At 65.2% G+C, this 25,572-nt stretch carries 25 protein-coding genes and 1 pseudogene; 9 read left to right on the top strand and 17 right to left on the bottom strand.

Annotated features, from left to right (window positions below; translation table 11 throughout):
• Positions 1-17: 17 nt before the first annotated feature.
• The 4 genes from nadC to ACV229_RS29170 all read right to left on the bottom strand — a co-directional run bounded on the left by nadC (position 18) and on the right by ACV229_RS29170 (position 4,165).
• Positions 18-893 carry a carboxylating nicotinate-nucleotide diphosphorylase gene (gene nadC / locus ACV229_RS29155; protein WP_448086546.1) on the bottom strand — a complete coding sequence of 292 codons (876 nt, stop codon included), beginning with the start codon at positions 891-893 and terminating at the stop codon, positions 18-20.
• Positions 894-1,026: 133 nt separating this feature from the next.
• The gene (locus ACV229_RS29160) at positions 1,027-1,617 is read right to left on the bottom strand and encodes a MarR family winged helix-turn-helix transcriptional regulator (protein ID WP_448086547.1); all 591 of its coding nucleotides are present in this window, start codon (positions 1,615-1,617) and stop codon (positions 1,027-1,029) included.
• A gap of 167 nt (positions 1,618-1,784) precedes the next feature.
• Positions 1,785-2,777 (bottom strand): ABC transporter substrate-binding protein, encoded by a 993-nt coding sequence (locus ACV229_RS29165; RefSeq protein WP_448086548.1) that lies wholly within the window; start codon positions 2,775-2,777, stop codon positions 1,785-1,787.
• A 53-nt stretch (positions 2,778-2,830) separates the two neighbouring features.
• A complete protein-coding gene (locus tag ACV229_RS29170; RefSeq protein WP_448086549.1) occupies positions 2,831-4,165 on the bottom strand; it encodes an MFS transporter in 1,335 nt (444 codons plus the stop codon).
• Between the two features lie 238 nt (positions 4,166-4,403).
• On the opposite strand from ACV229_RS29170, the gene ACV229_RS29175 reads away from it, so the two are divergent.
• Positions 4,404-5,369, top strand: a complete 966-nt coding sequence (locus tag ACV229_RS29175; protein WP_448086550.1) for a PDR/VanB family oxidoreductase — start codon at positions 4,404-4,406, stop codon at positions 5,367-5,369.
• 78 nt (positions 5,370-5,447) lie between these two features.
• Here the strand turns inward: ACV229_RS29175 and ACV229_RS29180 are convergent, their stop codons facing one another.
• A complete protein-coding gene (locus tag ACV229_RS29180) occupies positions 5,448-5,942 on the bottom strand; it encodes a bacteriohemerythrin (RefSeq protein WP_448086551.1) in 495 nt (164 codons plus the stop codon).
• A 299-nt stretch (positions 5,943-6,241) separates the two neighbouring features.
• On the opposite strand from ACV229_RS29180, the pseudogene ACV229_RS29185 reads away from it, so the two are divergent.
• Positions 6,242-6,361 (top strand): annotated as a pseudogene (locus tag ACV229_RS29185) (ABC transporter substrate-binding protein); the annotation flags it as partial.
• 55 nt (positions 6,362-6,416) lie between these two features.
• Here the strand turns inward: ACV229_RS29185 and ACV229_RS29190 are convergent.
• Positions 6,417-7,604: a porin gene (locus ACV229_RS29190; protein WP_448086552.1), complete on the bottom strand. Its 1,188-nt coding sequence runs from the start codon at positions 7,602-7,604 to the stop codon at positions 6,417-6,419.
• A gap of 180 nt (positions 7,605-7,784) precedes the next feature.
• Here ACV229_RS29190 and ACV229_RS29195 point away from each other — a divergent pair, with 180 nt between their 5' ends.
• The 3 genes from ACV229_RS29195 (at position 7,785) to ACV229_RS29205 (ending at position 9,260) form a co-directional block, all read left to right on the top strand.
• On the top strand, positions 7,785-8,252 hold the full coding sequence (locus tag ACV229_RS29195) for a MarR family winged helix-turn-helix transcriptional regulator (protein ID WP_448086553.1): 468 nt from the start codon (positions 7,785-7,787) through the stop codon (positions 8,250-8,252).
• A gap of 271 nt (positions 8,253-8,523) precedes the next feature.
• The gene (phaP, locus tag ACV229_RS29200) at positions 8,524-8,874 is read left to right on the top strand and encodes a TIGR01841 family phasin (protein WP_448086554.1); all 351 of its coding nucleotides are present in this window, start codon (positions 8,524-8,526) and stop codon (positions 8,872-8,874) included.
• A 188-nt stretch (positions 8,875-9,062) separates the two neighbouring features.
• Positions 9,063-9,260, top strand: a complete 198-nt coding sequence (locus ACV229_RS29205) for a hypothetical protein (RefSeq protein WP_448086642.1) — start codon at positions 9,063-9,065, stop codon at positions 9,258-9,260.
• Positions 9,261-9,430: 170 nt separating this feature from the next.
• Here ACV229_RS29205 and ACV229_RS29210 read toward each other — a convergent pair whose 3' ends face one another.
• Positions 9,431-9,853, bottom strand: coding sequence for an NUDIX hydrolase (locus tag ACV229_RS29210; protein WP_448086643.1), 423 nt, complete (start codon positions 9,851-9,853; stop codon positions 9,431-9,433).
• Between the two features lie 377 nt (positions 9,854-10,230).
• Between ACV229_RS29210 and ACV229_RS29215 the strand changes: the two genes are divergently transcribed.
• From ACV229_RS29215 to ACV229_RS29230, 4 genes are all read left to right on the top strand, one after another.
• The gene (locus ACV229_RS29215; RefSeq protein ID WP_448086555.1) at positions 10,231-11,688 is read left to right on the top strand and encodes a PucR family transcriptional regulator; all 1,458 of its coding nucleotides are present in this window, start codon (positions 10,231-10,233) and stop codon (positions 11,686-11,688) included.
• Positions 11,689-11,864: 176 nt separating this feature from the next.
• Positions 11,865-13,283, top strand: a complete 1,419-nt coding sequence (locus tag ACV229_RS29220; RefSeq protein WP_448086556.1) for an amino acid permease — start codon at positions 11,865-11,867, stop codon at positions 13,281-13,283.
• 34 nt (positions 13,284-13,317) lie between these two features.
• Positions 13,318-14,700, top strand: a complete 1,383-nt coding sequence (locus ACV229_RS29225) for an NAD(P)/FAD-dependent oxidoreductase (protein WP_448086557.1) — start codon at positions 13,318-13,320, stop codon at positions 14,698-14,700.
• Positions 14,701-14,713: 13 nt separating this feature from the next.
• Positions 14,714-15,064: a cupin domain-containing protein gene (locus ACV229_RS29230; RefSeq protein ID WP_448086558.1), complete on the top strand. Its 351-nt coding sequence runs from the start codon at positions 14,714-14,716 to the stop codon at positions 15,062-15,064.
• Positions 15,065-15,212: 148 nt separating this feature from the next.
• Here the strand turns inward: ACV229_RS29230 and ACV229_RS29235 are convergent, their stop codons facing one another.
• The 10 genes from ACV229_RS29235 to ACV229_RS29280 form a co-directional block, all read right to left on the bottom strand.
• Positions 15,213-16,322: a porin gene (locus tag ACV229_RS29235; RefSeq protein WP_448086559.1), complete on the bottom strand. Its 1,110-nt coding sequence runs from the start codon at positions 16,320-16,322 to the stop codon at positions 15,213-15,215.
• Positions 16,323-16,742 carry a Rieske (2Fe-2S) protein gene (locus tag ACV229_RS29240; protein WP_448086560.1) on the bottom strand — a complete coding sequence of 140 codons (420 nt, stop codon included), beginning with the start codon at positions 16,740-16,742 and terminating at the stop codon, positions 16,323-16,325.
• 53 nt (positions 16,743-16,795) lie between these two features.
• Positions 16,796-17,944, bottom strand: coding sequence for a branched-chain amino acid ABC transporter permease (locus ACV229_RS29245; protein WP_448086561.1), 1,149 nt, complete (start codon positions 17,942-17,944; stop codon positions 16,796-16,798).
• Between the two features lie 11 nt (positions 17,945-17,955).
• Positions 17,956-18,828, bottom strand: a complete 873-nt coding sequence (locus ACV229_RS29250; RefSeq protein WP_448086562.1) for a branched-chain amino acid ABC transporter permease — start codon at positions 18,826-18,828, stop codon at positions 17,956-17,958.
• The gene (locus tag ACV229_RS29255) at positions 18,825-19,553 is read right to left on the bottom strand and encodes an ABC transporter ATP-binding protein (protein ID WP_448086563.1); all 729 of its coding nucleotides are present in this window, start codon (positions 19,551-19,553) and stop codon (positions 18,825-18,827) included. Before ACV229_RS29255 ends, ACV229_RS29250 begins: the two co-directional genes overlap by 4 nt.
• Before the next feature lies 1 nt (position 19,554).
• On the bottom strand, positions 19,555-20,277 hold the full coding sequence (locus tag ACV229_RS29260) for an ABC transporter ATP-binding protein (RefSeq protein ID WP_448086564.1): 723 nt from the start codon (positions 20,275-20,277) through the stop codon (positions 19,555-19,557).
• Between the two features lie 13 nt (positions 20,278-20,290).
• Positions 20,291-21,580, bottom strand: a complete 1,290-nt coding sequence (locus ACV229_RS29265) for an ABC transporter substrate-binding protein (protein ID WP_448086565.1) — start codon at positions 21,578-21,580, stop codon at positions 20,291-20,293.
• Positions 21,581-21,838: 258 nt separating this feature from the next.
• Positions 21,839-22,897, bottom strand: a complete 1,059-nt coding sequence (locus ACV229_RS29270; protein ID WP_448086566.1) for a maleylacetate reductase — start codon at positions 22,895-22,897, stop codon at positions 21,839-21,841.
• A gap of 23 nt (positions 22,898-22,920) precedes the next feature.
• Positions 22,921-24,384, bottom strand: a complete 1,464-nt coding sequence (locus ACV229_RS29275; protein ID WP_448086567.1) for an aldehyde dehydrogenase family protein — start codon at positions 24,382-24,384, stop codon at positions 22,921-22,923.
• A 138-nt stretch (positions 24,385-24,522) separates the two neighbouring features.
• Entirely contained in the window at positions 24,523-25,518 is a 996-nt protein-coding gene (locus tag ACV229_RS29280; RefSeq protein WP_448086568.1) for a hydroxyquinol 1,2-dioxygenase, read from the bottom strand.
• Positions 25,519-25,572: the final 54 nt, after the last annotated feature.

Raw genomic sequence — 25,572 nt, forward strand, 5'->3', positions numbered from 1 at the left:
CTCGTTCGAGGGCTTCTTTATATTTGCGCATCCGGCACGCGGGCAATGCCCCGCCGCCTGACGCACATGAAGCTGAAGCGCGCGACCGCCCTGACATGCTTCGTCAGCTTGCCCAATGAAATGCGATCCACGCCGGTTTCGGCAATGGCGCGCAGGGTTTCCTCCGTCACGCCGCCCGAAACTTCCAGTTCCGCACGTCCTGAGCTGATGCGCACGGCGTCGCGCATCGCGTCCGGCGAGAAATTGTCCAGCAGTATCGCCGTGGCGCCTGCGGCCAATGCTTCGTTCAACTCGTCGAGCGTCTCCACTTCGACCTGCACCGGCACGCCCGCGCGCAACGCCTGCGTGGCTCGCATCGTCGGCGCAATGCCGCCGCCCGCCGCGATATGGTTTTCCTTGATCAGGATTCCGTCATACAGCCCGCGACGATGATTTTCGCCGCCGCCGATACGCACCGCATATTTCTGTGCGAGGCGCAAGCCGGGAAGCGTCTTTCTCGTGTCGAGAATGCGCGCCGCCGTGCCCTCGACGATGCGCGTCATCGAGCGGGTCTCGGTTGCCACGCCGGACAGCAGTTGAATGAAGTTGAGCGCCGTGCGTTCGGCAGTGAGCATGCCGCACGCCGGGCCGGCGATCCGGCAAACGGTCTGTCCTGCGTGCATCCGTTCGCCCTCGCCGACCATCCACTCAACCGCGATGCGCGGGTCGACCTGCCGAAGCGTTTCGTCGAACCACGGCCTGCCACACAACAGTGCGCGTTCCCGCACGGTCAGCACGGCTTCGGCCGGGTCGTCGGGGCCGATCAGTCGCGACGTCCAGTCGGCGTCGCCGACATCCTCCGCGAGCGCATCGCGGACGTTGCGCGTCATCGCCGCGCGAGTCATTTCGTCCATTCCAGGATCCGTAATCTTGAGCGGGAAAGCAGCAGGCGACATGCGTGCTGCCGTGCGGTCGCACAGCCGCCAATATTATTAGATCTATAACTAAAACGCTAACGCGGAACGATCCGGAACGCCGCGCCGCGCGTCACTCTCGTTCGGCTTCTTCGCCGCGTGCCGCGATCAGGCTGCCGACTTCCCGCGTCGAAGGAATGCGGCGCGCCGGGTCGTTCGACTCGGCTTCGTCGCGCGCCATGTTCTCGATGATCGTCAGCAGGACCTTTCGCGCGATGTTGATATCCGAAGCCTTCAATCCGCCCACGCTGACCTCGTTGACCTCTTCCGCAAGCGGAACGAGCTTCTTTTTCAGGCTCCGGCCTCGCGGCGTGAGATAGACATGTGTGTTCTTGCGGTTGTCGGGCGCATAACGGCGCTCGACATAGCCGAGCTTTTCCATCGCCTGCACCGCGCTGAACGTGGTGGGCGTCGTGGTTCCGGTTTCGTCGCTGAGCTCCTTTTGCGTCAGTCCGTCGCTCACCCACAGCACGCGCAGATACGCCCAGTGGCCGAACGACACCTCGTGCTGCGCGAGACGCATTTGCAGCCCGCGCACCATCGCGCGGGCCGCGTCTTTCACCAGGTGGGCAAGACGATCGTCCGGCACGGCTTCCCGCCAGTGTCGCAGAATGGGATCCGTGCTTGGGGCCCCGGATTTGCCAGGGGAGCGTGATGTTGCCATACCTTCCTCACCGCCATAGTGATCGAACAGGCGACCATCATATCGCCTAACGCGGCGCGTGAGCCACAGCCCGGGGCCGCCGCCGGAATTCGCGCACCTCGGGTGTCCGCCGGCGCGCCTGGCGGCCGGCCGAACACGCGGCGGGACCCGGACAGGCGCGGCACCCGTCAGATCTTGAAACACTCCAGACTGGCCGGGTGAAACAGTTCGGCGGGCTGAACGCGGCGGCTCGACAACCCTTCCGCGTGGTGCTGCGCGAGGAATCGATCGATCACCGTCTCGTTCTCTGCGAAGCCGTACGACCAGAAATCGTCGCCCATCAGGCGCCGTGCGGTGCGCAACTGGTCCTCGATGAACGGCAGCGTCACCTTGGTCGCCGACGTGTCGCTCAGGCGTGCGAGTGCGATCTCCTTCGACTTCTCGAAGGCTTTGACGATCGCGCCGGGGAGCCACGGATGCTGTTCCGCGAGCGTCTTGCGGATACCGAGCGTATGCATGATCGGGAACAGCTTGCGGCGCGCGTACCATTCCGCCGCGGCCTTTTGCGGATCGTCGAACAGGTACTTCACCTGCGGATGCCCGCGGTCGAAACACGAAGGGGCACGCGGTCCGATCACGCCGTCGATCTCGCCGTCGGCCAGCAGGCTCGAAATCGTCCGGCCTTCCGGCGCGTTTTCCAGCACGACGCCTTCGGGCAGTTTGAGCGCGATTTTTTCCACGCGCGTCGGATCTTCATAGCCACCGCGGATCCAGCGGATGTCCGACGCCTTCACGCCATACTCTTCCTCGAGGAACATCCGGACCCACACGTTCGCCGTGAGCTGATACTCGGGCACGCCGATGCGCTTGCCCTTCAGATCCTCGGGCCGGTCGATGCCGCGATCGGCGCGCACGTAAATCGAGCTGTGGCGGAACGCGCGCGACGGGAAGACGGGCACGGCGATATACGGCGACGTGCCGGCCGCCGTCTTCACCGAATAACTGCTGAGCGAAAGCTCGCAAATGTCGTAGTCGGCGTGGCGGAATGCACGAAAGAAGATCTCCTCCGGATCCTGCAGCATGAACACGGGATCCACGCCGTCGATCTGGACATCCCCGTCGATCAACGGGCGCATCCGGTCATAGTTGCCGACGGCGATGGAGAGTTGAAGCTTGCTCATTCCTGTTCCCTTTTCACAATGAAAATGCTTGATGTCGCTGGCAGCGTCGGCAGTTACCGTTGCTGCCGCTCGCGCGGCACTCCGGCAAACACCGCGATGCCGCCGGCGAACGTAAACAACGCGACCAGCAGGATGCCCGCCGAGAAGCTGCCGCTCACGGTCTTTACCCAGCCGAGGACGATAGGCGCGAAGAAAGCGCCCACCTGGCCGAGGCTGCTGATCACGCCGATGCCACCGGCAGCAGCCGCGCCTTTGAGGTAGGTCGGCGGGATGGTCCAGATGATCGCGGCCGCCGCGAAATAGCTGATCGACACGAGGCTCAGGCAGCCGATCGCGGCCGGCCAGTTCCGCGCGACCAGCGTGAGGAGCACGGCGCCTGTCGCGCCCGCTGTCGTTACGGCGACGAAGTGCCAGCGACGCTCGAGATGCAGGTCGGAACTGCGCGCGATGAAGAGCATCGCAATCGCGCCGACGATATAGGGCAGCGCCGACATCAAACCGATCTGCAACACGTTGGAAACACCGGCCTGCTTGATGAGCACCGGCGTCCAGTAGTTCAGGATGGTTCCGCAAATCGGCACCGTGGCCCAGCCTGCCGCGATCACGTACACGCGCGGGTCGCGCAGCGCGGCGAGCAGACTGCCCGGTGCGCCGTGCGGCTTGTTGCGGTTGTCCTCGTCCAGCGCGCCGATGACGAGGCGCTTTTGCTCGTCGGTCAGCCACCCGGCATCCTGCGGCCGGTCGGTCAGATAGAAGTACGCGACGATACCGGCAATCACGGCGGGCAGCCCTTCGAGGAAGAACAGCCACTGCCAGTTGCGAAAGCCCCAGACGCCCATGAAGTTCTGCAGGATCAGGCCGGACAGCGGGCCGCCGATGATCCCCGCGGCCGCAATCGCGAGCAGGAACCGCGACGTGATACGGGCACGGCGTTTCGCCGGATACCAGTACGACAAATAGAGAATGATGCCGGGCCAGAAGCCCGCTTCCGCCGCGCCGAGCAGCGTCCGGGCGAGGTAGAACTGCCACGGGGCGGTCATGAATGCCATAGCGGTCGAGATGCCGCCCCACAACAGCATGATCCGCGTGACGGTCTTGCGGGCGCCGATGCGTCGAAGCAACAGCGTGCTCGGCACTTCGAGCAGGATATAGCCGATGAAGAACAGGCTCACGCCGAGTCCGTACGCCGCGTCGCTCAAACCGAGATCGTGCTTCAACTGAAGCTGCGCGAAGCTGACGTTGACGCGGTCGAGATAGTTGAGGACCCAGCAAAAGAACAGGAAGCTCATCAACCTCAGCGTGATCTTCCGGTAAGTCGCCTCCTCGGCCGCCGAATCGGCGACGGCGGTCAGGGATGCGTCCCCGGGATGCAACGTTGAATGTGCCATGTCTGACTCTCTCCGAATTTCACTCTTGATATCGGCTGGACCAGGCGTCCCCTTACCGATTAATTAGATGTCTAATATTCAGATTAAGGTGGCTCGCGACCCCTGGCAAGCGGGGGTTTATACCGAGAGGCCGGGCACGAAGAACTCGTTTCGGCATCTTGCATTACTAGATCTCTAGTAATAATATGCAGTCAACGTTCACGCAAAACGAAACTGGATCGGCCGGAAGGAGGCAGACATGACACCCCAGGAAGACGGTTTTCTTCGTCTGAAGATTGCAAGCAAGGAGAAGATCGCGCGCGACATCTGGCGCTTTGAACTGACCGACCCGCAACGCGCGCCGTTGCCATCGTTCGACGCGGGCGCGAACCTGACCGTCGTGGTGCCCAACGGCGCGCGCCGCAGTTATTCGCTGTGCAACGACTCGCGGGAGCGCGATCGTTACGTCATCGCGGTGAAGCGCGACAGCCATGGACGCGGCGGCTCGATCAGCTTCGTCGACGACACGGCCGGGGGCGACGTCATGGATGTGTCGCTGCCCCGCAACGAGTTTCAGCTCGACGACCGGGCAAAGTCATTCATTCTCGTCGCGGGCGGGATCGGCATCACGCCGATGCTGTCGATGGCGCGGCAACTGCGAGCCGAAGGCCTGCGCTCGTTCAAGCTGTATTACCTCGCCCGCGATCCGGAAGGCACGGCGTTCCTCGACGAACTCGGCAGCGACGACTGGCGTTCTGATGTGAAGATTCACCACGATCACGGCGACCCGTCGAAGGCCTTCGATTTCTGGCCGGTCTTCGAGCGGCCGAAGTCGGCCGCGCACGTGTACTGCTGCGGCCCGCAGGCGCTGATGGACACGGTGCGCGACATGACCGGCCACTGGCCGTCGGGCACGGTTCACTTCGAGAGCTTCGGCGCGAGCAATGCGAACGTGCACCAGAATGCGCCGTTTACCGTGCGGCTTGCGCGCAGCGGGACATCGTTCGGCGTGCCCGCGAACCGATCGATCCTCGACGTGCTGCGCGACGCGAACGTACGCGTTCCGAGTTCGTGCGAAAGCGGCACCTGCGGTTCGTGCAGAACCGGGCTGTGCTCGGGCGACGCGGATCATCGGGACCTCGTGCTGCGCGACGACGAGAAGGAATCGCAGATCATGGTCTGCGTGTCGCGCGCGAAATCGGCGGAACTGGTACTCGATCTTTGAGTATCGGGAAATAGCCAGAGCGCGTCGGGCATCACTCGACGCGCACCGGCGTGTACGCACGCCGGCGTGCAATCGAAATCAGATCGTCCGTCTGAACACGACGGGCTTCCCACCCATCGTCTGTTTCGTCATCCATGCGGCGAGCGCCGAGTCCAGGTAGTCCGCGTGCCCGGGAAACCACTCGAACAGGTGCAGGCCGAGATCCCGGGCCAGCGCTGCCCCCGCCCGCCCTGCGTCGATCGCGGCCTTGACTTCGGCGACCGATTGCAACACGGCCGCATGCTCGTCGATGTGACAGTCGCGCGGCGGAAAGTTCGTCGTGCGCATCCACTCGTCTTCCTGTTCGAAATGGCTGATCGCATGCTTTTCGAACAGGTGCAGCGCGGCCGCCGCCGTCGCGTCGTTGCAGGTCACGAGCCGCAGCGCAACCGCGTAGAACTCCTTGTGGACGTCGTCCATCGGCGTGAAGCCCAGCAGCCGCGCGTCGGACCACGCAAGGCTGCTGTCGCTGGCCAGTGCTGGAGCATCGGCGTCTCGCGTCGGTGGCGTTCGCGGGGAAGTTTGATCCGTCATGTCAATTGCTCCTGCTGTATCGGTGCGCTGCGCTGTCGGGCCCAACGCACGAAGCCCCCGCATTGTGCCGGGGCCGCGTCTTATGGCTGCACCGTTCGATCACCGCGGTGTCGCGAACGACGCAACCAGGAAAGGATATCAAGGAGAACATCTTCCGGTCGAGGCACCGCAACAAAACGACCGGCGCCGCGATCGCATCGGAGCACCCCGCCTGTCGCCGCGCGCAACGACGGCATCAGGTTGCCGGGCAGCGACGGCGAACAGGTGATCGCAAAGATGCGATGACCCGACCGTTGAACCTGTCCGACGACCCGCATGCGGCATCCGCCCTGTGGTACCGCCGCACGTCGCTGTTCCCGATCATGCATACGATCGGCATTCGGCGCGCACTCGTCGAGCGGCATCCGCGGCTGCCCGGCAAAAACACCGGGAAGTCCCGGCGCTTTCGTTGATGGACGCCGCGATGACGGCCGGTCAGAAACGCTTTTGAAGCCCGACGCGGACATACGCCTGATGGTTCGTCGACGACGGCGTGATGTTGTAGATCGACGCCACCGCCGCCTGCCCGGTCGAGTCGGTCCCGCTGGCCTTTTGATACACGCCGAGCAGATAGAGCAACGTGGTCTTCGACAGCGCATAGGACGCGCCGAGGCCGCCCTGGTCATACGTCGCGCCCGTATGGCCGCTTACGCCGGACGTTTTCGTGTACTGATACACCGCACCGAGCAGCACCGCCGGCGTGAGCTGCCACGAGAAGTTGATTTCGCCCGTATTGAAGACAGCCGTTCCACCGATGCCGTCCGCGGGAACCGGTCCGGCCGAGCGATCGCCGAGGCCGCGGAACCGGGTGTTCGAGTAGTTCGCGCCAATCGTCGCGGGTCCCATCTGGTATTGGGCACCCACGGCGATCGCCTGCAGCGAATGGGCGGACGCGAAGCCGGTCGTCACCGGCGAACCCGCGAAGTTCGCGCCCGGCACGCCGTTCGACGTGGCAGCCGGCGAACCCGTATCGCCCCAGAACGACACGTTCGGCTGACGCACGTTCAGGTAGCCGACGCCCGCGGAAAACGCGCCGCGCTTGTAATCCGCGCCGAGCGAATACACCTGATTGCGCGTGAAGTCGCCGGCCACGCCGCCCATTCCGTACACGCCGCCTACGCGGAAGCCGTAGAAGTCCGGGCTCATGTACTTGATCGCGTTGTTCACGCGATTGGTATGCGCCATCTGATCGACATCGCCCGGGTGGGCGAGTGGCGGACCGCCCCACGTATTCGCGACGGCGAACGGATTGACGAACTCGACGATCGCATCGTACTGGCGACCGAGCGTCACCGTGCCGTACGCGTGACTTGAGAGTCCGACATACGCCTGGCGTCCGAACATCAGTCCGCCCTGCCCGAGTTTGCCGTTCGTGACGTCGAAGCCATTTTCCAGCCGGAATATCGCCGACAGGCCGCCGCCCAGATCCTCCTTGCCCTGCAACCCCCAGCGGCTGCCGTTCAGCATGCCCGACGTCATGTTGACAAGTTGCTTGCCGCCCGCGTTGCTTTGATAGTTCACGCCGACATCGAGCAACCCGTACAGCGTCACGCTGCTTTGCGCAAAAGCCGAGCCGGCCATGCCCAGCCCCGCGCTCAAGACGATCCATTTCCCTGCCTTCATCGTGTCTCCTCTGTCAAAAATGCGCTTCAAATGGGTAGTACGTTCGAAAGGCGGTGAGCCAGCCGATGCATTGAAGATGCCGACCCGCGCCGATATAATTAGATATCTAAGTTCGAATCTAGACGCGGCAAAAGTTGAAGTCAACGGAAATTTTTCAGGGGAACCTGCGCAGGTTCGCGAATGGACGTCGAGGTCATCGCATTGCGCATCTGGGTCAAGGACGCGTACCGGGGCCTGTCGAAGGCATTGCAGACGCGGCTGAAATTTCGCGACGTGATGTACGGTCACTGGACTTTCCTGCGTATCCTCTGGAAAACCGACGGCATTACGCAGCGGCAGTTGAGCGAGCAAGCCGGCGTCATGGAGCCCGCTACCTTCTCGGCGTTGCAATCGATGGAAAAGCTCGGCTACGTGTCACGTCGGAAAATGCCGGGCAACCCGCGTGTTCCTCACGTCGAAGGGCACGGCGCGCCTGCTCGGGCAAACCCTCGGCGCAGTCCTGACCGCGCTTATCCTGATGGCCGTTCCGCGTCTCGCCGGCTCGGTGGCATTGTTCGCCGGCACCGGCTTCGCCGCCGGTGCGGCGGCATTCAGCCTGTCTCGCGTGATTGGGCGGTGAGGTTTCTTCTGGAACCTCTTCAGGCATAACAAACAGCCGTTTCGAGCTGACCTCTTGTCGATGCCGGACTCGCCTGCTCGGCTGCACGTCATTTTTCCCGTCTGCCCGATCGACGCGGCTGGTAACGTTTTCTGCGGGCATCTACCTACGAAACTGGCACGCAGAATTCGATACGACCAAGCTAGAATGCCGACTCCAAATCGACATTAAGTTCACGCACGAAATAGTTGGGGTCTGCCCGGCTAGTCTCTTGGCAGGTACATGCAAGATTCGCGACGAACCATACTTGGGAGAGTACGAATGACGGGGTACGTGCCGGAGCAACTTGCAGCGTCGAGCAAAGCCAATGCAGCCGCCATGTTTGCGCTGTCGAACCAGGCATTCGAAGGGTGCGAGCGAATGATTCACCTCAACCTCGAGGTGGCCCGACAGGCGCTTGCCGAAATCAGGTGGTACTGGGCCGAAGCGCTGTCGTGCAAGGCACCCGAACAGGCTATCGCGCAGCAAACGAAACTCTTCCAGTCGCGTGCCGGGCAGGCATTGTCGTATGGTGGTCAGCTTGCCACCATTGCGTCGCACACCCACGCGGAATGGTTGAAGGTCGTCGGCTCGCAATACGAATTCCACGCACGAAGCGTCCCGCGCGTCTAGACCTTTCGCACCGCACGCACCACGCAGTCCACACGAAAACTGCGACGCGCACGCCGAACGCGTCGATTTGGGCTGCCACCATGTGATCGTGTCGAGCCATTGCTGCCGACACAGAGATGTGGATGCGCCATGCGTCGGCGCATGTACCCGTAATCCGACTGTTTCGATACGAGGACCCCATGCCCACTATGTTGAGTCCGCACGAACTCACCACGCTGATGATGGTGTGGAATGCCCCGGACCAGGTTGGTTCCGACCGCGAGGAGCTTGTCGCGCTGTTGGAGCGCCAGTTGGTCGCCTTCGATCCATCGGTGTCGGACGATCGATCGATCCGGGTAACGGACGAGGGACGTGCCGTGCTGAAAGCTGTCTCGCGGATTCGCTAGGCGGCGTTGGCAGTGCGGCAGGTCGGCGATGGTCACACGCTCATCGGGCCAGTTTGCGGACAGTGAAATCCAGACCTTCCGCGAACGGCATACCGTGATCGTCGGCCAGCCGCACAGGGGTGAAAAGCAGAGAGAGGACGTGTCGCGAATTCGCGTATTCGATCACGACGCTATCGGCCCGGAGACACATCTTCTGCAGTCGCAAGTGAACGGTGATACAGACGCTCTACGATCTTCAGCGTAGGCACGCTGGTCGGAAGCGAGTGCACCTCGAAACCTCCGAACCAGCGGCACCGCGTGATCTCCCTGCCAGGTCGCGGCTTTGCGTGCACCGGGACATCGGTGACGAATACGTGATGAAGCTTCGTCAATCCCTCGAACTGGAAGGCATAGGTCAATTCCAGACCCACCAGGCCCGTTTCCTCACTGAGCTCGCGACACGCTGCGTCGAGCGAAGATTCTTCAGACTTGATGGTGCCTCCCGGCAACGCCCAGCGCGACGCAGTACGCGCCACGAGCAAGACGTGACGCCCCTGGCGGCAAACGATGGTTGCTCGCTCTTTTTGATCGGGCGTGCTCTGTCTCGGGCTCATGTCTGTTGTTGCGTTGTTCGAGTAATAGCGCTTCACGGAAGCGGCGCAGATGTTACCCGATTCATGAGTCAGTTGTGAGGCAATCAAAGCGGCCCTAATTGATTCTGCGGATCATGCGTGCCCTCCGAGGCCCGTTTCACGCGCATTCGTTTTGCGTGCTCCCGTGGAGAAAGCGAGTCCGCGCATCCCGCCCTCCCCCTGTCGGGCTCACTTCCACCGCTCTTTCACAGCATCTATCATCGTGCACTTTCGAGCGTCGGCGATTCAGCCTCATCGAGCTGGTCGCGGAATATCGCTCAGCCGCAAGCGCGTGCATGAACGGTTGTTCGATCCGGGCAGCGAACAGGGAGCCGGCTTGCAGACCAAGGAGTTTGTCGATGATTACCGTGCAGGAATTGCTGGACACGCAGTCGCTGGGTCTGAAAGGCATGGCCGGCCTGACCGGTACGCATCGGCTCATCACCTGGGCCCATGCCGTCGACCTCCCCGACCCATGGCGCTGGGTGACGGCAGGGAACCTGGTCATGACGACCGGCGTTGGCGTGCCTCGTGCGCCGCGAGACCAGGTAACGTGGCTCGAGCGCCTGGCACAAACGAATGCCAGCGCGCTGGTCGTCGCTCCGCAGGCTGACGCGCCAAAGCTGTCGAGAAAGATGCTGGATGCGGCAGACCACCTGATGTTTCCGGTGCTCAGGGCGAGTTTCGAGCTGGAATTCGTGAAGCTCTCCCATCACGTGATCGAAAGTGTCCTGCGTGCGCAGCGAGACAGCTTCAAGGCCAGCGAACGGCTATTTCAAACCTATGCCGAGGCGATGCGGAAGGCGGCCGATTTTGCAGGCCGTCTTTCCATTCTCGCCGACAGCCTCGGGCTGGCGCTGAGTATTGAAGATGCCGCCAGCGGCACAACCCTCGTCGCTACCGACGAGACACAGGCAGTGGAAGGCGCGCCCCACGCCGAGCGTGTTGCCATTGCCGGACGGGCACGCGCCAACCTGGTCATTCGTCGCGAGGGACGAAGCGCACCGGAAGACCCGTTGTTCGTGCGTTCACTTGTCGGGTTGCTTGGCGTCGAACTCGAGCGATTGATGATTGCTCGAGACGTTCAGCGCGACGAAGGCGCTGCGTTGCTGCGCAGCCTGTTGGAGAACGAAACCGACTTCGCGTTTGTGCGGCCGATGCTGGAGCGGCGCGGACTGACCGGCACCTTGGTTTGCCTGTCGATCAGGCCCGGCGGTAAAGGCCACTGGGCACCTGGTGAAATTCATCATGCTCCCGGGCTTCAAGAGAAAACCCCGCTCCTGCTTGAAGACGATGTCCTTCTTGCGCTCGCTCCCGCTGGCCAGCAGACGATCGACGCCCTTCTGCAGAACCTCGGAGACGGAACGGTCATCGGGATCAGCGGTCCGATCGCGGTTGCGACCGGGTTTCGTGAAAGCGTGCGACAGGCACGCCTCGCAATGACCCAGGCGATCGAAATGGACGCCCGCGTTCTCCGCTACGGCGACGCCGAGACCGGGCTGATCATGGCGCCCAAATCGCTGGCGGAAGCCCGGGCCCTGGTAGGACGCTATCTCGGGCCACTGATCGAGCACGACCGTCTGCATGACGCTTCGCTGCTGGCGACGCTGACGAAGTTTCTCGAGAACGACGGCAACTGGAAGGCCACCGCATTCGACCTCGGCATCCACCGCCAGACCCTCGTGTACCGCCTCAAGCTGGTCGAGCAGCTCACGGGCCTCAAGCCGACGAGTACAAACGGAATCGCGCGGTTCTGGATTGCCTTGCTCGCCGGGAATAACGCCAAGCTGTTTCCCGTTCAGACATTGAGCGATTGACGGGCGCTCTCCCGACGCCATGGGCGCAGCGCGCGCCAGCCGCCAATGCTGTCGCGCTTCATACATTTGTCTAGTTCAACCTCGCCGCACTGGGATTTTTTGCATAGGCAGCCGCCAGCAGCTTGCTTAGTATCCGTTCGACCAACAGCAGGACCGACAAACGACGGAGACAAGCGATGCCTATTCAGACGGAACATGACCCGCGCCTGAAACGCGTACTCAAGACTCGCCACATCAGCATGCTGGCACTGGGCGGTGTGATCGGCGCAGGGCTTTTTGTCGGATCGAGCGCAGTGATTGCGTCGACCGGACCTGCCGCATTCATCACCTACGGCATTACCGGCGTGATGGTCGGGCTCATCATGCGCATGCTGGGCGAAATGGCGGCTGCGCGCCCGATGAAGGGCTCGTTCGTGGACTATGCGCGCATGGCCTACGGCGATATCGCCGGCTTCTCGACGGGCTGGCTGTACTGGTACTTCTGGGTGATCGTGGTCGGCTTTGAAGCAGTGGTCGGCGGACAGATCATCAATGGCTGGTTCCCGCAGATCCCCGTCTGGGCAATCTCCCTCGGGCTGATGATGGTCATGACGTCGCTCAACCAGTTGTCCGTCAATTCGTTTGGCGAGGCCGAATACTGGTTCGCCGGCATCAAGATTGCGGCAATCATCGTTTTCCTCGTGGTGGCGGGCGCTTATGTCTTCAGGATTTGGCCAGGCTCGACCGCAAGCTTCTCGAATCTCACCCGACACGGCGGCTTCCTCCCGCATGGCCCGTTGACCTTGTTCTCGGGTGTCGTGTCGGTGATTTTCTCGATGACCGGGGTCGAGGTGGCGACGATTGCGGCAGCCGAATCCGACCATCCGGGGCGCAACATCCGCCGAGCCGTCAACACAGTGATGGCACGCATCCTCGTCTTCTTCGTCCTCTCCACGTTCTTCATTGTCGTGGCGCAGCCCTGGACGGAGATCATTCCGGGCAAATCCCCGTTCGTCGCGACACTGGAAAGAATCGGCATCCCGGGCGCGGCGACACTGCTGACAGCCGTCATCCTGGTTGCCGTGCTGTCGGTGCTGAACGCTGGTCTCTACACGTCGTCGCGGTTGCTGTTCGTGCTGAGCTCGAATCACGAGGCGCCCAAGTGGCTCGCCAAAACAAGCGACCGCGGTGTGCCTCGCGCGGGTGTCGTGGCATCGACGCTGGTTGGCTATGCTTGTGTCGTGATTGCTGCATGCTGGCCCGACACGGTCTTCCAGTTCCTGCTCAACTCCTCCGGCGCCGTCTTCCTCTTTGTCTATCTGATGATTTGCCTGTCGCAACTCAAGCTCAGAAAACAATGGGAGCGCGAAGGAACCCTGAAATTCAGGATGTGGCTGCATCCGTGGCTTCCGCTGCTGGTGACGTGCTCCATCGTCGCCGTTCTCGTCAGCATGGCGATGGACCCCGTTACCCGGATCAGTCTGGCGCAGTGCTTGATTGCCATCGCCGTCATTCTGGCCGCATACGGTGTTCTGAAGCTCGTGCGCTCCGGGCAGCCGCAATCGGCAAATGATGGGGAGCCCGTTCATCAGCCCACCGGCACCGTCGGGAAATAACAAGCGTCGGCTCAATTGAAATCGGGAATCGGACATGCATTCTGAAGCAGAACTGATGAAGTTGCCAATGAAGCCATTGTGGCACCAGGCCGGGCGCAAGCGGGACGCCCTGACCGGCCAGGTCGAAGCGGATGTGGCGATCGTCGGAGCCGGCTATACGGGGCTGTGGACGGCCTACTATCTCCTCAAGGCGCAACCCTCGCTGCGTGTCGTGCTGGTGGAGCGCGAGGTCGTCGGGTTTGGTGCTTCGGGACGCAATGGCGGATGGGCTTCGGCAATCTTCCCGATCTCGCTTTCCCGTGTCGCGCAGATGTATTCGCACGCAGACGCGATGCATTTGCAGGCGGCGATGAACGAAACGGTCGACGAAGTCGGTCGAGTCCTCGAACGCGAAGGCATCGACGCGAATTACAAGAAAGAAGGATTCGTGTCGCTGGCACGTAGCGATGCACAGCTCACGAGGGTGAAAGCAGCGGTGGATGCGGCGACGCGCTTCGGCCTGCCGGATCAATGGCGGGCCCTCGACGCGGGACAGGCGCAAGCAAGGGTCGGCGCAAGCGGCGTGGTCGGCGCGCTGTATACCGAGCATTGCGCGCTCGTTCATCCCGGCAAGCTCGTGCATGCGCTGGCGGAGCTGGTGGAACGCATGGGGGCACGCATCTACGAAAACTCGGAGGTGACAGGCATCGGACCTGGCGTCGTCAGTACGGCTGCGGGGAAAGTGAACGCCGAAACCGTGGTGCGCGCCACGGAGGCATTCTCATGCCAGCAATCCGGACATCATCGGTCGGTCATTCCGCTCTACTCGCTGGTCCTGGCCACCGAGCCGCTGCCACTGTCGCTGCGCCAGCAATTGCGGCTCGACCATCGGCTCGCGTTCAACGACATGCGGCACCTGCGCGTGTATGGACAGGTCACGGCGGAAGGAAGGCTGGTGTTCGGCGGGCGGGGCGCGCCTTACCAATGGGGGTCGAGGATGTCGGACGGCGCTGACCAGATCGGCAATGCGCACGCCAGGATTCATGCATCGATGATCGAGTTCTTCCCGGACCTGGCCGATGTGACCGTCACGCACCGTTGGGGTGGTGCGCTTGGCGTGTCGCGTGACTGGTGCCCCACCGTCAGCATGGACAAGCGCTCTCGCATCGCCTGGGCCGGCAACTACGTGGGCGACGGGGTCGCGACAAGCAACCTGGCCGGCCGGATTCTGCGCAACCTGATTCTCGATGTGGACGAGCAGATCAATCGATTGCCGCTCGTGAATCACCAATCCCCGGCCTGGGAGCCTGAGCCGTTGCGCTGGCTGGGCATCAACAGCGGTCTTTTTGCGGCAGGGTTCAGCGACTTCGAGGAGAAGCTGACCCATCAACCATCGCGCGCGGCGATGCTTCTGGAGAAGCTGACCGGCGCACACTGAGCAGGAGTGTCAGATGAAGAAATTTACCGTCGTCAAAGCAAACCGGATTGCCGCCGCCGAGCTGACGCCTCGCGGCCAGCGAACGGGTGCCGATCGCGGGGATCCGCAAATCGCCACTCAGCCCCTCGCGCCCGACGCGGTCGGGAATCTGGGGATTTGGGAATGTCAGCCGGGTGGCTGGCCGGTGACCAATCGCCCCGACACCGAGTTCACCTACATCATCTCGGGTCGCGCCAATCTGACTGACGACGCGAGCGGCGAAGTCATCGAAATCGGCGCCGGCGACCTGGTCATCCTGCCGCCGGAATGGACGGGGCGATGGGACGTCATCGAGCCGGTGCGCAAGGTCTATGCGATTTACTGATTTGATCCGCTAGCGCGTTGAACCTCGGCGTTTTCGGAGAGGAACCACATCGGCGTCGAATGTCGCCTCGAATGCGACCACGGACGCGGCCGCGACGCGTTGGGTGGGCCGGCGCCGCCACGACGCCGCCCCCCGGACAGTCTTGCCGCTAGAACCGCGTCGACAGGCCGATCCGCGCAAGCGTCTGCGAGCGGTTGCTCGCCGCGGCGCCCGGCTGCAGCAGCCCGTTGATCCACGCCTGCGTCACCGCGTTGTCGCCGCTCGCGCGCTGGTAGATCGCCTCGACGTACACGAACGTGCGCTTCGAGAAGTGATACTGGACCGCGGCGGTCGCCTGATGCGCGCGATTGCCGTCGAGCGCCGCGTTGCCGTGCATGTATGCATAGTCGAGACCGGCCGACCACGGCCCGGAGATGGTCCACAGCGCACTCGCCTTGTACACGTCGATCTTCGCGCCGGTCGCGGTGTTCTTCGTGTTCGTGTACAGCAGCATCGCGAGCACGCTCGGGAACTGGTAATGCGCGCCGAACCCGTAGTTGCGGATGCCTTCGTGACCATTGCCGAGCTGCGGATACTTGACATCGACATACGCCGCGCCGAGGCCGAGCGGACCGTTCGCGTAATTCAGCCCGAAGCTCGTCGTCGCATCCGCCGAGAACGCGCCCGGCACGCCGCCGAATCCGTACAGCGCGCCGAACGTGAAGCCCGCGATCGCGGGGCTGCGGTACTTGACCGAGTTCGACACGCGCGTCGCACCCGCCATGCGGTCGAAGTCGAACGATCCGGTCGGGTTGTTCGGCACGCCGAGCGCGGAAAACGGTCCTTGCCGGAAGTCGTAGATGCCGCCGAACAGGAACGCGCCGTCGAACAGGCCGAGCGTCAGCGTCTCGAACATGAAGTCGTACTGGTTGCCGAACGTCAGCGTGCCGTAGCGGTCGTTCGACAGCCCGACGAGCGAGGTGCGATTGAAGAGCTGGCCGGCGCCCGGAATCGTCGAGCCGTTGCCGAGGTCGAACTGCGACGTCAGCTCGAACAGCGCCTTGTTGCCGCCGCCGAGATCCTCGGTGCCCTTGAAGGTCAGCAGGTTCGGCGCGAACACGCCGCTGTCGAACAGCGTCGCCGCGCCGCCGTGCTGGTTGTTCACATAGGTCACGCCCGCGTCGATCAGGCCCGACAACGTGACGCTGCTCTGCGCCGACGCGAGCGCCGGCACGGACAGTGCGCATGCGCACGTCCATTTGATCGTATTGCTCCTCATCTACGTCTCCTCCGTCTCTCGTTGGAATATCTGTCTGTCGACGATGCGCACCGGCACCGCGGTCAATGCCGCGCCTTCGCACGGACCGTCGACGCACATCCCGTCTTCGAAACGGAACATCGCGCTGTGATGCGCGCACATCAGCCACTGCGCGTCGTAGGTCCAGAACGTGCCCGGCTCGTAGTTCAGCGGGATCGAGAAATGCGGGCAGACATTGCGATACGCCCACGCTTCGTCGCCCCGGCGCAGCACGACGACGCCCGCGTCGCCCATGCCGCCCGCATCACCGGCGGCGTCCGCTGCGTCGGAATGCGTGCCGCCCCCCTCCGCCCGGTGCGCGCCGCGGGCGACGCATAACGCCCCGCCGTCCGGCACGTCGTCGAGCGCACACAGCCGGCCGCGCGCAGGAGCGGCGCTCATATGTGACGCTCCGCCAAAGCGCTAGTGGATCGCGTGTCCATGCCGCCTCCTCCTCATGCACGACGTTCAGCCTGCCTGTCGGCACCGCGACGCGCGTTGCCCTCCGGCGTCCCGGGCGTCCCGGCCTGCGACGCCGGCGTGTCCGCAAACACCACACGCCGGCCGAGCGGGAACAGCTGCAGTCCGTAGCGCTCCGACACGAAGCCCCAGATGCCGCGCGGAAAGAACGTCGTCACGGCGATCGCGAGCACGCCGAGCCCGATCAGGTACAGCGTCCCGTAGTCGGACAGGAACTTGTTCAGCAGATAGAAGATCAACGCGCCGACGATCGGCCCTTCGAGCGTGCCGAGCCCGCCGATCAGCACCATGAAGATCCCGAACGCGGTCCAGTTCACCGAGAACGCGGCATCGGGCGAGATCCGCAGGTTGCCGACGAAATACAGGCCACCGGCAAGCGCCGCGCCGGCCGCGGCCACCACGTACACCCCGAGCCGCACGCGGCGCACGTCGATGCCCTGGCTGCCCGCCGCCACCGCGTTGTCGCGCATCGCGGTGAGCGCAAGCCCGGCGCGCGAGCGCAGGAACCCGTACAGCAGGCCGATCGTCGCGACGGCGATCGTGAGCGCGAGCCAGACCGTCAGCGCGTCGCGCAGCGAACGCGGCACGTCCGCGAGTGCGGTGAGGCTCGTGCCCGACCCGCCGCCGAGCGCGGACACGTTCGCGAACGTCAGCCGGCACACTTCGGCGATCACCCAGGTGCCGATCGCGAAGTACCCGCCTTCGAGCCGGAACGCGACGAGCGACACGGGCACCGCGATCGCCGCCGCGATCAGCGCGGCGATCGGCACCGCGACGAACGGCGACACGCCGCACACGTTCGCGAGGATCAGCATCGCGTAGCCGCCGATCCCGAAGAACGCCTGCTGGCCGATCGACACCATCCCGCCGTAGCCGGCGAGCAGGTTCCACATCAGCGCGAACACGAGGTACGCGACGAACTGCGTGAGGTCGTGCATCGTGTCGCGGCCGGCCCACATCGGCGCGAACGCGAACGCCACCGCCACCGCGAGCCCCGCGACGAGCGCGACGCGGCTTGCGCGGGTCGTGCGGCGCACGTCGTATCCGCGCGCGGCGGCCGCCGGCTGCCCGCACTGCGCGCCTGCGCAGGCCGGTGACGGCGTGCGCTTCCATTGCATCAACATGACGTCACTCCTTACGCGGTCTTCGTCTTCGGAAACAGGCCTTGCGGTCGCGCGACCAGCACGGCGAGGAACAGCACGTGGCCGAGCCAGATGCCCCAGCCCGGATCGAACGCGAAACCGGCCTGCTGCGCGACGCCGAGCGCGATGCCGCCCGCGAGCGTGCCCCAGAACGAGCCCATCCCGCCGATGATCACGGCCTCGAATGCGTACAGCAGCAGCGCGGGGCCGTCCGACGGCGACACGGCGGTGCGCATCGCGTAGAGCGCGGCCGCCGCCGCGATCAGCACGAACGCGATGCCCATCGCAAGCGCGTACATGCGCCGATGCGACACGCCCATCAGCTGCACGATCTCGCGGTCGTCCGACGTCGCGCGCAGCGCGCGGCCGAGCGGCGTCTTGCCGAACAGCCACTGCAGCGCAAACGTCAGCAGCACCGCGACGGCGAGCGTGACGAGCGGCAGGTAGCCGACCGCGATGCCGCCCGGCAGCGTCAGGCTGCGCGTCTCGAAGCCGCCGACCGGCAGCGAGCGCGGGTCGGCCGAGAACAGCTGCTGCAGCACGTTCTGGATCACGATCGACAGCCCGAACGTGACGATCAGCGACGGCAGCGGATCGCGGCCGCTCACGCGATTGAGCAGGCCGAACTGCAGCAGGTAGCCGGCCGCGAACGCCACCGCCAGCGCGACCGGAATCGCGATCGCGAGCGGCACGTGCGCGACGTCCGTGAGCGCGAACAGCACGAACGCCAGCAGCACGATGAAATCGCCGTGCGCGGTGTTGGTGAGCCGCATCACACCGAACACGAGCGACTGCCCGAGCGCGAAGAGGCCGTAGAGCGCGCCGAGCAGCACGCCCTGGATCACGAGATTGACGAACGCGTTCATGCTTCAACTCCGAAATACGCTTGCGTGATCGCGTCGTCGGAAACGTCGGCGGAGACGCCGGACAGCGACACGCGTCCTTCCTGGAAGCAGTAGAACCGCGACGACACGCTGCGCGCGAGCGCGACGTCCTGCTCGACGATCAGCGCGCTCATCCCGTCGCCGACGATCGACGGCAACGCCGCATAGATCTCGCGCACGATCACCGGCGCGAGGCCGAGCGACAGCTCGTCGCACATCAGCAGGTCGGGGTTGCTCATCAGCGCGCGGCCGATCGCGACCATCTGCTGCTGGCCGCCCGACAGCGCGGTCGCGGGGTGGTCGCGGCGCTCCTTCAGCACCGGGAACAGCGCATACACGGCCGCGAGGTTCCAGCGTCCGGGCCGGCCCGAATACGCGCCGAGCAGCAGGTTTTCCTCGACCGACAGGCTCGCGAACAGCCGCCGCCCTTCGGGGACGAGCGCGATGCCCTTGCCGACGATGCGCGATGCGGGCGCGGCGCCGATCGGCTCGCCGCGATAGACGATCTGCTCAGGCCGCGAACGCAGCAGCCCCGCCACCGACTTCAGGAACGTCGATTTGCCCGCGCCATTCGCGCCGATCAGCGCGACGATCTCGCCGGACGCGATCGTCACGTCGACGCCGTAAAGCGCCTGGAAATCGCCGTAGAACGCGGTCAGTCCGGCCGTGCGCAGCAGTGCGCCGCCGGCGCTTGCGTCATGTGTCATGTCACGCCTCCAGTCCGAGATAGACCCGCCTGACTTCCGGGTCGGCCATCACGTCGCGCGGCAGGCCTTCGGCGATCTTCTTGCCGAAGTTGATGACGAGCAGCCGGTCCGCGACCGCGAGCAGCGCGTGCGTGACGTGCTCGATCCACACGATCGTCACGCCGCGCGCCTTGATCTCGCGGATCTCGTCGATCAGCGCGTGCGTCTCCGCTTCGGTGAGCCCGCCCGCGATCTCGTCGAGCAGCAGCAACTGCGGCTGCGTCGCGAGCGCGCGCGCCAGTTCGAGGCGCTTGCGGTCGAGCAGCGTCAGCGAGCCGGCGAGCTGGTTCGCGCGGCGCTTGAGCCCCGTGCGTTCGAGCACGTCGATGCACAGCGCATCGGCCGCGTCGCCCGCGAGCGTGCCGCCGAACGTCGCGCCGACAAGCAGGTTCTCGAACACCGTCATCGCGCCGAACGGTCGCGGCACCTGGTACGAGCGGCCGATCCCCGCCTCGCAGCGCCGGTGCGCGGGCAGCGCGCCGATGTCCGCGCCGTCGAACTCGACCTGTCCCGCGTCGGGCTTCGCGTCGCCGCTGACGAGGTTGAACAGCGTGGTCTTGCCCGCGCCGTTCGGGCCGAGAATCCCGTAGGTTTCGCCCCGCGCGACCGCGAAGCTGATGTCGTCGGTGACCGTCAACGCGCCGTAGCGCTTCGAGACGCCGGTCAGCCTGAGCAGCGTGTCCATCGCCGTCCCCCCGTCAGCCGATCAGCTTCAGCGGCCCGGTCAGCGGCACGGCCGGCGCGAGCTGGTTGTTGACGATCGCGAGGTCGAAGCGGTGCTTCGTGCCCTTCACCCACTGGCCGCCGACGAGCGGCGTCTTCGCGACGTTCTTCACGGGGCCGCTGCCCCATGCGACGCGGCCGACGACCGTGTCGAGCTTCGTCGCCGCGACCGCATCGCGCACCGACTCGTTCGAATCGAGGTCCTTCGCGCGCTTCAGCGCATCGACGGCAATCTCGAACAGCGCGTGCGCGAAGCCGATCGGCTGCGTCCACTGCTTGCCGGTCGACTGCTCGTACGCGTCGGCGAGCGCGTGCGCCGATTGCCCGGTCAGCGACGACTTGAACGGATGCACCGGCGACCACCACACCTCGGTCGACAGGCCGTTGCCGAGATCGCCGAGCGCCTCGATCGACGTCGGGAACAACAGCGCCTTGCCGATCGAGATCACCTTCGGCCGGAACCCCTGCTGGCGCGCCTGCACGAGGAAGTTCTTCGCGTCGGGCGGAATCACGACGCCGGTCACGATCTGCGTGTTCGACTGCTTGAACGCGGCAATCTGCGCGGAGAAATCCTGCGTCATGCTCTGGAAGCGGCCCGGGTCCTTCAGCGTGAAGCCCTTCTGCGCGAGCACCGGCGGAAAGCCGAGCTTCGGGTCGCCCCACGCGTTGCCGTCGCCGTCGTTCGGGAACAGGCCGCCTACCGCCTTGTTGGTCTGCACTCCTTGCCACATGCCGGTGTAGACGGCGATCACGTCCTCGAGGCCCCAGAAGAAGTGGTACGTGAAGCGGAAGCCCTTCTTCGGATCGCCCTTGCGCCCGAAGAACCACGGCTGCCACGGCACGACGGTCGACACGCACGGCGTTTCGTTCAGCTCGCATGCGTCGCAGACGGGGTTCGCGGTTTCCGGCGTGCCGGACACCAGCATGATGTCGACCTTGTCCTTCAGGATCAGGTCGCTCGCGACCTCGCCCGCGCGGTTCGGGTTCGACTGGCTGTCCTTCACGACGATCGACACGGGATAGGTCTTGCCACCGATCGCGATGCCGTTCTTCAGCGCGGTCTGCATCTGCTGGATCGTGAAGCGGTCGGCTTCGCCGAACGGCGCGAGCGGGCCCGTCTGCGGCGACACGTAGCCGATCTTCAGCGTGCGCGTGCCGGCCGCGCGTGCGACCGGTGCGAGGGAAGGCGCCGCGGCGAGCAGCAGGCCGCTGCCGGCGAGCGTCATGAAGTGGCGGCGGCCGCCGTCGTGGGGTAAGCGTTTCATCGTTGTCTCCAATCCATGCGAAGCGGTCGATCGGTGCCGGCCGCACTTCGCGCTCCATCGCCGGGGCCGGTCCCGCGCAAGGCTGTCGGCGCCTGCTTCGGTCCCATGCAAAGCGGTGTGTCCCGACCGGTCTGACGCCGATCGTCTGTGACGGCTGGCCGCGCATCGTCCCCGCGCGCCGGGAATCTGGTGCGCGGTCGGCGGTCGCGTGTACGGCTGACCGTTAGTTGCGTTAAGGCAAGGTGCGCGCCCGTGCGCTTACGCGGGCCGGCGGCCTTCGAATGCCGCTTCGAGCAGCGCGCGCAGCGGCGCGCGTTCGAGCGGGCGCGGATTCCAGTACGGGTTCTGCAACGCGAGATCGAGCACCGTGTCGATGTCCGTTTCGCGCATCCCGATGTCCTTCAGCGCGAGCGGCGCGCCGTTCGACTTCGCGAGATCGAACACGCCATGCGCGGCATCGTCGGCGCCGAGCGCGGCCGCGATGCGCCGCATCGCGTCGGGCGCCGCGCCGCGGTTGTACGCGAGTGCGTGCGGCAGCACGATCGTGTGCGTCTCCGCATGCGGCAGGTTCAGCGTGCCGCCGAGCGTGTGGCACAGCTTGTGGTGCAGCGACATCCCGACGCTGCCGAGCACCGCCCCGCACAGCCACGCGCCATACAGCGCATCCGCGCGCGCGCCGGCGTCGCGCGCATCGGCGGCGATGCGCGGCAGCCCGGCGGCCAGCGCGCGAATGCCGTCCTGCGCCATCAGGCTCACGATCGGGTTCGCGTCCTGCGCATACAGCCCTTCGGCCGCGTGCGCGATCGCGTTGATCCCGCTCGTCACCGACATCGGCACCGGCAGCGACAGCGTCAGGTCCGGGTCGTAGATCACCGTCTTCGGCAGCACGCGCAGGTCGCGGCCGGTCTTCTTCACGCCTGCTTCGGTCAGCCCGTAGATCGGCGTCATCTCCGAGCCCGCATACGTGGTCGGCACCGCGACGATCGGCAGCCCCGAATCGAGCGCGATCGCCTTGCCGAGCCCCGTCGTCGAGCCGCCGCCGATCGCGATCGCGCAATCCGCGCCGACCTGCGCCGCGTATTCGCGCGCCGCGCGCGCCGTCTCGATCGGCACGTGCATCACCGCTTCCGCGAACACGCCGGCCGCGCGCTCGCCGAGCCGCCGCGCGAGCGCCTCGGCATCGGCGCGCTGCGGCGGCGTGGAAAGCACGATCGCGCGCGTCGCGCCGAGCCGCTCGATTTCCTGCGGCAGCTGCGCGAGGCTGCCCGCGCCGAAGATGACCCGCGACGGCAGGCCGTTGTAGATGAACGATTGCATCGCCGTGTGCTCCGTGTGCGGTTTCAACGCGGGTAGTACGGCGGGATCTGCGCGTCGACGTTGACCCACACCGATTTCGCCTGCGTGTACTCGCGCATCACGTCGAAGCCCATCTCGCGGCCGTAGCCGCTCGCGCCGACGCCGCCGAACGGCGAGGCCGGGCTCACGCGCTTGTAGCAGTTGATCCACACCATCCCGCTCTTCAGGTTGCGTGCGAACAGGTGCGCGCGCTGCAGGTCGCGGGTCCAGAGGCCGGCGCCGAGGCCATACTCGGTGCCATTCGCGATCGCGAGCGCTTCTTCGTCGGACCGGAACGTCGTGACGGTCACGAACGGGCCGAACACTTCCTCCTGTGCGACGCGGTCGGTCGGCTTCGCGGCGACGATCGTCGGCTCGACATAGCAGCCGTTCGCGAGCGCGGCCGCATCGGGCGCCTTGCCGCCGGACAGCACACGGCCGCCTTCGCCGCGCGCGACGTCGACGAACGACAGCACGCGGTCGCGATGCTGGCGCGACGTGAGCGGCCCCATTTCGGTGGACGGATCGAGCGGATCGCCGAGCTTGATCGAACGCGCGAGCGCGGTGAATTTCTCCAGCAGTTCGTCGGCGACGGATTCATGCACGATCAGTCGCGACGCGGCGATGCATGCCTGCCCCTGGTTGTGGAAGATGCCGAACGCGGAGCCCTGCACGACTGCGTCGATGTTCGCGTCGCCGAACACGACGTTCGCGCCCTTGCCGCCGAGCTCGAGCTGCACCTTCTTCAAGTTGCCGCTCGACGCCTGCACGATCTTGCGGCCCACGGCCGTCGACCCCGTGAACGCCACCTTGCCGATGCCCGGGTGCTCGGCGATGTATTGCCCCGCGACCTGCCCGAGCCCCGGCAGCACGTTGACGGTGCCGTCCGGAAAACCGACTTCGGCCATCAGCTCCGCGATCGCGAGGCTCGACAGCGGCGTCAACTCGGCCGGCTTCATCACGACGCAGTTGCCGGCCGCGAGCGCGGGCGCCATCTTCCAGCTCGTGAACATCAGCGGGAAATTCCACGGCACGACCTGGCCGACGACGCCGACCGGCTCGCGCAGCAGGTAGTTCAGGAAGCCCTGCTCGACCGGGATCACCGAGCCCTCGAACTTGTCGGCCATTCCGCCGAAATAGCGGAACGTCGCGGCGGTGCGCGGCACGTCGAGGTTGCGCGTATCGCGGATCGGGTGGCCGGTGTCGAGCGATTCGAGCCGCGCGAGGCGGTCGGCGTTCGCCTCGATCGCGTCGGCGAGCTTCAGCAGCAGCCGGCCGCGCTCCATCGCGGCGAGCCGGCTCCACGCGGGGAACGCGGCCTGCGCGGCGTCGACCGCGCGATCGATGTCGGCGTGGCCGGCCATCGCGACATCGGCGATCACCGAGTTGTCGTGCGGGTTCAGCGTGGCGAGCGTCTCGCCGCTTGCGGCGGGCACGAAACGGCCGTTGATGAAGAGTTCGGTTTGCATGTCAGTCCTGCATTCGTGCGGTGCCGGCGCGGATTCGCAGGCGACACGTCGCCTGCGGTGCCGGCGGTCCGGCACCGTGCGCTGCAACACCAGTGGATCAGTCGTCCGGTGAAAAAGCGGCGCGGCGCGCCGCATGGCTCACATCTGGACGGGGTAAGGCGGCAGCTCGCCGCTCTCGTAGCGTTTCGGCAGATCGGGCGTCGCGTTCTCCCACACGAGCAGCATCGAGCGCTTCTGCGAGTAGCCCTTGTGGCGGATATCGGCCGGCATCGCGGCGATGTCGCCCGCGTTCATCGTGATCCGCGCGCGCGGCTCGCCGGTGTCCTTGTCCGCGACGTCCCAGATGATCTGGTCGGACAGTTGCAGGAACCACTCGACGCGGTCGTTGCCATGGAACACCGGCAGCACGAACTCCTCGGTGGTCGGGCAGAACAGGCTCTGCTTGCACACCGACGTCACCGACGGGTTCCACGTGACGTCCGAGCGCGACAGGTACTTGAACAGGTTGAACGCGTGCAGTTCCTGCTCGAAGCCGGGCGCCGCGTGAATCTCCGGCTCGTCCTGCTCGATGTCGGCAAACTGGCGGTTGATCGGCAGGTCGTCGCGCAGCGGCGAATCGCCTTCGAGCCCTGGCATGCGCTTCGTCGCGACGCGCGTGCGCTCGATCGCGCCGACGTTGTCGCCGTGCTTCGGGCCGAACGCGGAGCCGGTTTCCTCGGGCGCGGCGAACGGATCGAAGCCTTCGTTCACCCAGTCCTTCAGGATCGCCTTGAACGTCGCCATGATCAGCGGCGTGTCGAACTGCTCGCTGTAGTCGGCGCCGGCTTCGCGGAAGCTCGCGTTGTACGCGCCGGCGTACATGTCGACGCGGCCGTAGTGGTTGCGCGTGCCGATCACTTCGTCGAAGTTCACCCAGCCGTAGAAGAAGCCCCACGCGACGTCGCGCATCATCGCGCGCAGGAAGTCGTCCGCGTGCATCTGGTGCGTAAGGTGCTGGTCTTTCGACGGCCACTTGACGGTGACGAAGTAGGCGTCACGGCTGAACTCGAATTCGCCGAGACGGAACGTGCGATAGCCGGTGACCGAATCCGGGTCGGTCGCGGTGACGTGTTGCTGGTGCGGTGCGGATTGCATTTCGGGCTCCTGTCTAAATCCTGTCGGAATCTTCTGGCGGCGGCGGCGTGCCGC

This window comes from Burkholderia sp. MR1-5-21 (assembly GCF_053427715.1).

Excerpts from the sequence above, each read along its gene's own strand:
- ACV229_RS29255 (WP_448086563.1), bottom strand. The coding sequence starts at position 19,553 with ATGACACATGACGCAAGCGCCGGCGGCGCACTGCTGCGCACGGCCGGA.
- ACV229_RS29195 (WP_448086553.1), top strand. The coding sequence starts at position 7,785 with ATGGACGTCGAGGTCATCGCATTGCGCATCTGGGTCAAGGACGCGTAC.
- ACV229_RS29240 (WP_448086560.1), bottom strand. The coding sequence starts at position 16,742 with ATGAGCGCCGCTCCTGCGCGCGGCCGGCTGTGTGCGCTCGACGACGTG.
- ACV229_RS29225 (WP_448086557.1), top strand. The coding sequence starts at position 13,318 with ATGCATTCTGAAGCAGAACTGATGAAGTTGCCAATGAAGCCATTGTGG.
- ACV229_RS29270 (WP_448086566.1), bottom strand. The coding sequence starts at position 22,897 with ATGCAATCGTTCATCTACAACGGCCTGCCGTCGCGGGTCATCTTCGGC.
- ACV229_RS29215 (WP_448086555.1), top strand. The coding sequence starts at position 10,231 with ATGATTACCGTGCAGGAATTGCTGGACACGCAGTCGCTGGGTCTGAAA.
- ACV229_RS29190 (WP_448086552.1), bottom strand. The coding sequence starts at position 7,604 with ATGAAGGCAGGGAAATGGATCGTCTTGAGCGCGGGGCTGGGCATGGCC.
- ACV229_RS29235 (WP_448086559.1), bottom strand. The coding sequence starts at position 16,322 with ATGAGGAGCAATACGATCAAATGGACGTGCGCATGCGCACTGTCCGTG.
- ACV229_RS29280 (WP_448086568.1), bottom strand. The coding sequence starts at position 25,518 with ATGCAATCCGCACCGCACCAGCAACACGTCACCGCGACCGACCCGGAT.
- phaP (WP_448086554.1), top strand. The coding sequence starts at position 8,524 with ATGACGGGGTACGTGCCGGAGCAACTTGCAGCGTCGAGCAAAGCCAAT.
- ACV229_RS29220 (WP_448086556.1), top strand. The coding sequence starts at position 11,865 with ATGCCTATTCAGACGGAACATGACCCGCGCCTGAAACGCGTACTCAAG.
- ACV229_RS29265 (WP_448086565.1), bottom strand. The coding sequence starts at position 21,580 with ATGAAACGCTTACCCCACGACGGCGGCCGCCGCCACTTCATGACGCTC.
- ACV229_RS29275 (WP_448086567.1), bottom strand. The coding sequence starts at position 24,384 with ATGCAAACCGAACTCTTCATCAACGGCCGTTTCGTGCCCGCCGCAAGC.
- ACV229_RS29175 (WP_448086550.1), top strand. The coding sequence starts at position 4,404 with ATGACACCCCAGGAAGACGGTTTTCTTCGTCTGAAGATTGCAAGCAAG.
- ACV229_RS29180 (WP_448086551.1), bottom strand. The coding sequence starts at position 5,942 with ATGACGGATCAAACTTCCCCGCGAACGCCACCGACGCGAGACGCCGAT.
- ACV229_RS29205 (WP_448086642.1), top strand. The coding sequence starts at position 9,063 with ATGTTGAGTCCGCACGAACTCACCACGCTGATGATGGTGTGGAATGCC.
- ACV229_RS29210 (WP_448086643.1), bottom strand. The coding sequence starts at position 9,853 with ATGAGCCCGAGACAGAGCACGCCCGATCAAAAAGAGCGAGCAACCATC.
- ACV229_RS29250 (WP_448086562.1), bottom strand. The coding sequence starts at position 18,828 with ATGAACGCGTTCGTCAATCTCGTGATCCAGGGCGTGCTGCTCGGCGCG.
- ACV229_RS29160 (WP_448086547.1), bottom strand. The coding sequence starts at position 1,617 with ATGGCAACATCACGCTCCCCTGGCAAATCCGGGGCCCCAAGCACGGAT.
- ACV229_RS29165 (WP_448086548.1), bottom strand. The coding sequence starts at position 2,777 with ATGAGCAAGCTTCAACTCTCCATCGCCGTCGGCAACTATGACCGGATG.
- ACV229_RS29245 (WP_448086561.1), bottom strand. The coding sequence starts at position 17,944 with ATGTTGATGCAATGGAAGCGCACGCCGTCACCGGCCTGCGCAGGCGCG.
- nadC (WP_448086546.1), bottom strand. The coding sequence starts at position 893 with ATGGACGAAATGACTCGCGCGGCGATGACGCGCAACGTCCGCGATGCG.
- ACV229_RS29260 (WP_448086564.1), bottom strand. The coding sequence starts at position 20,277 with ATGGACACGCTGCTCAGGCTGACCGGCGTCTCGAAGCGCTACGGCGCG.
- ACV229_RS29230 (WP_448086558.1), top strand. The coding sequence starts at position 14,714 with ATGAAGAAATTTACCGTCGTCAAAGCAAACCGGATTGCCGCCGCCGAG.
- ACV229_RS29170 (WP_448086549.1), bottom strand. The coding sequence starts at position 4,165 with ATGGCACATTCAACGTTGCATCCCGGGGACGCATCCCTGACCGCCGTC.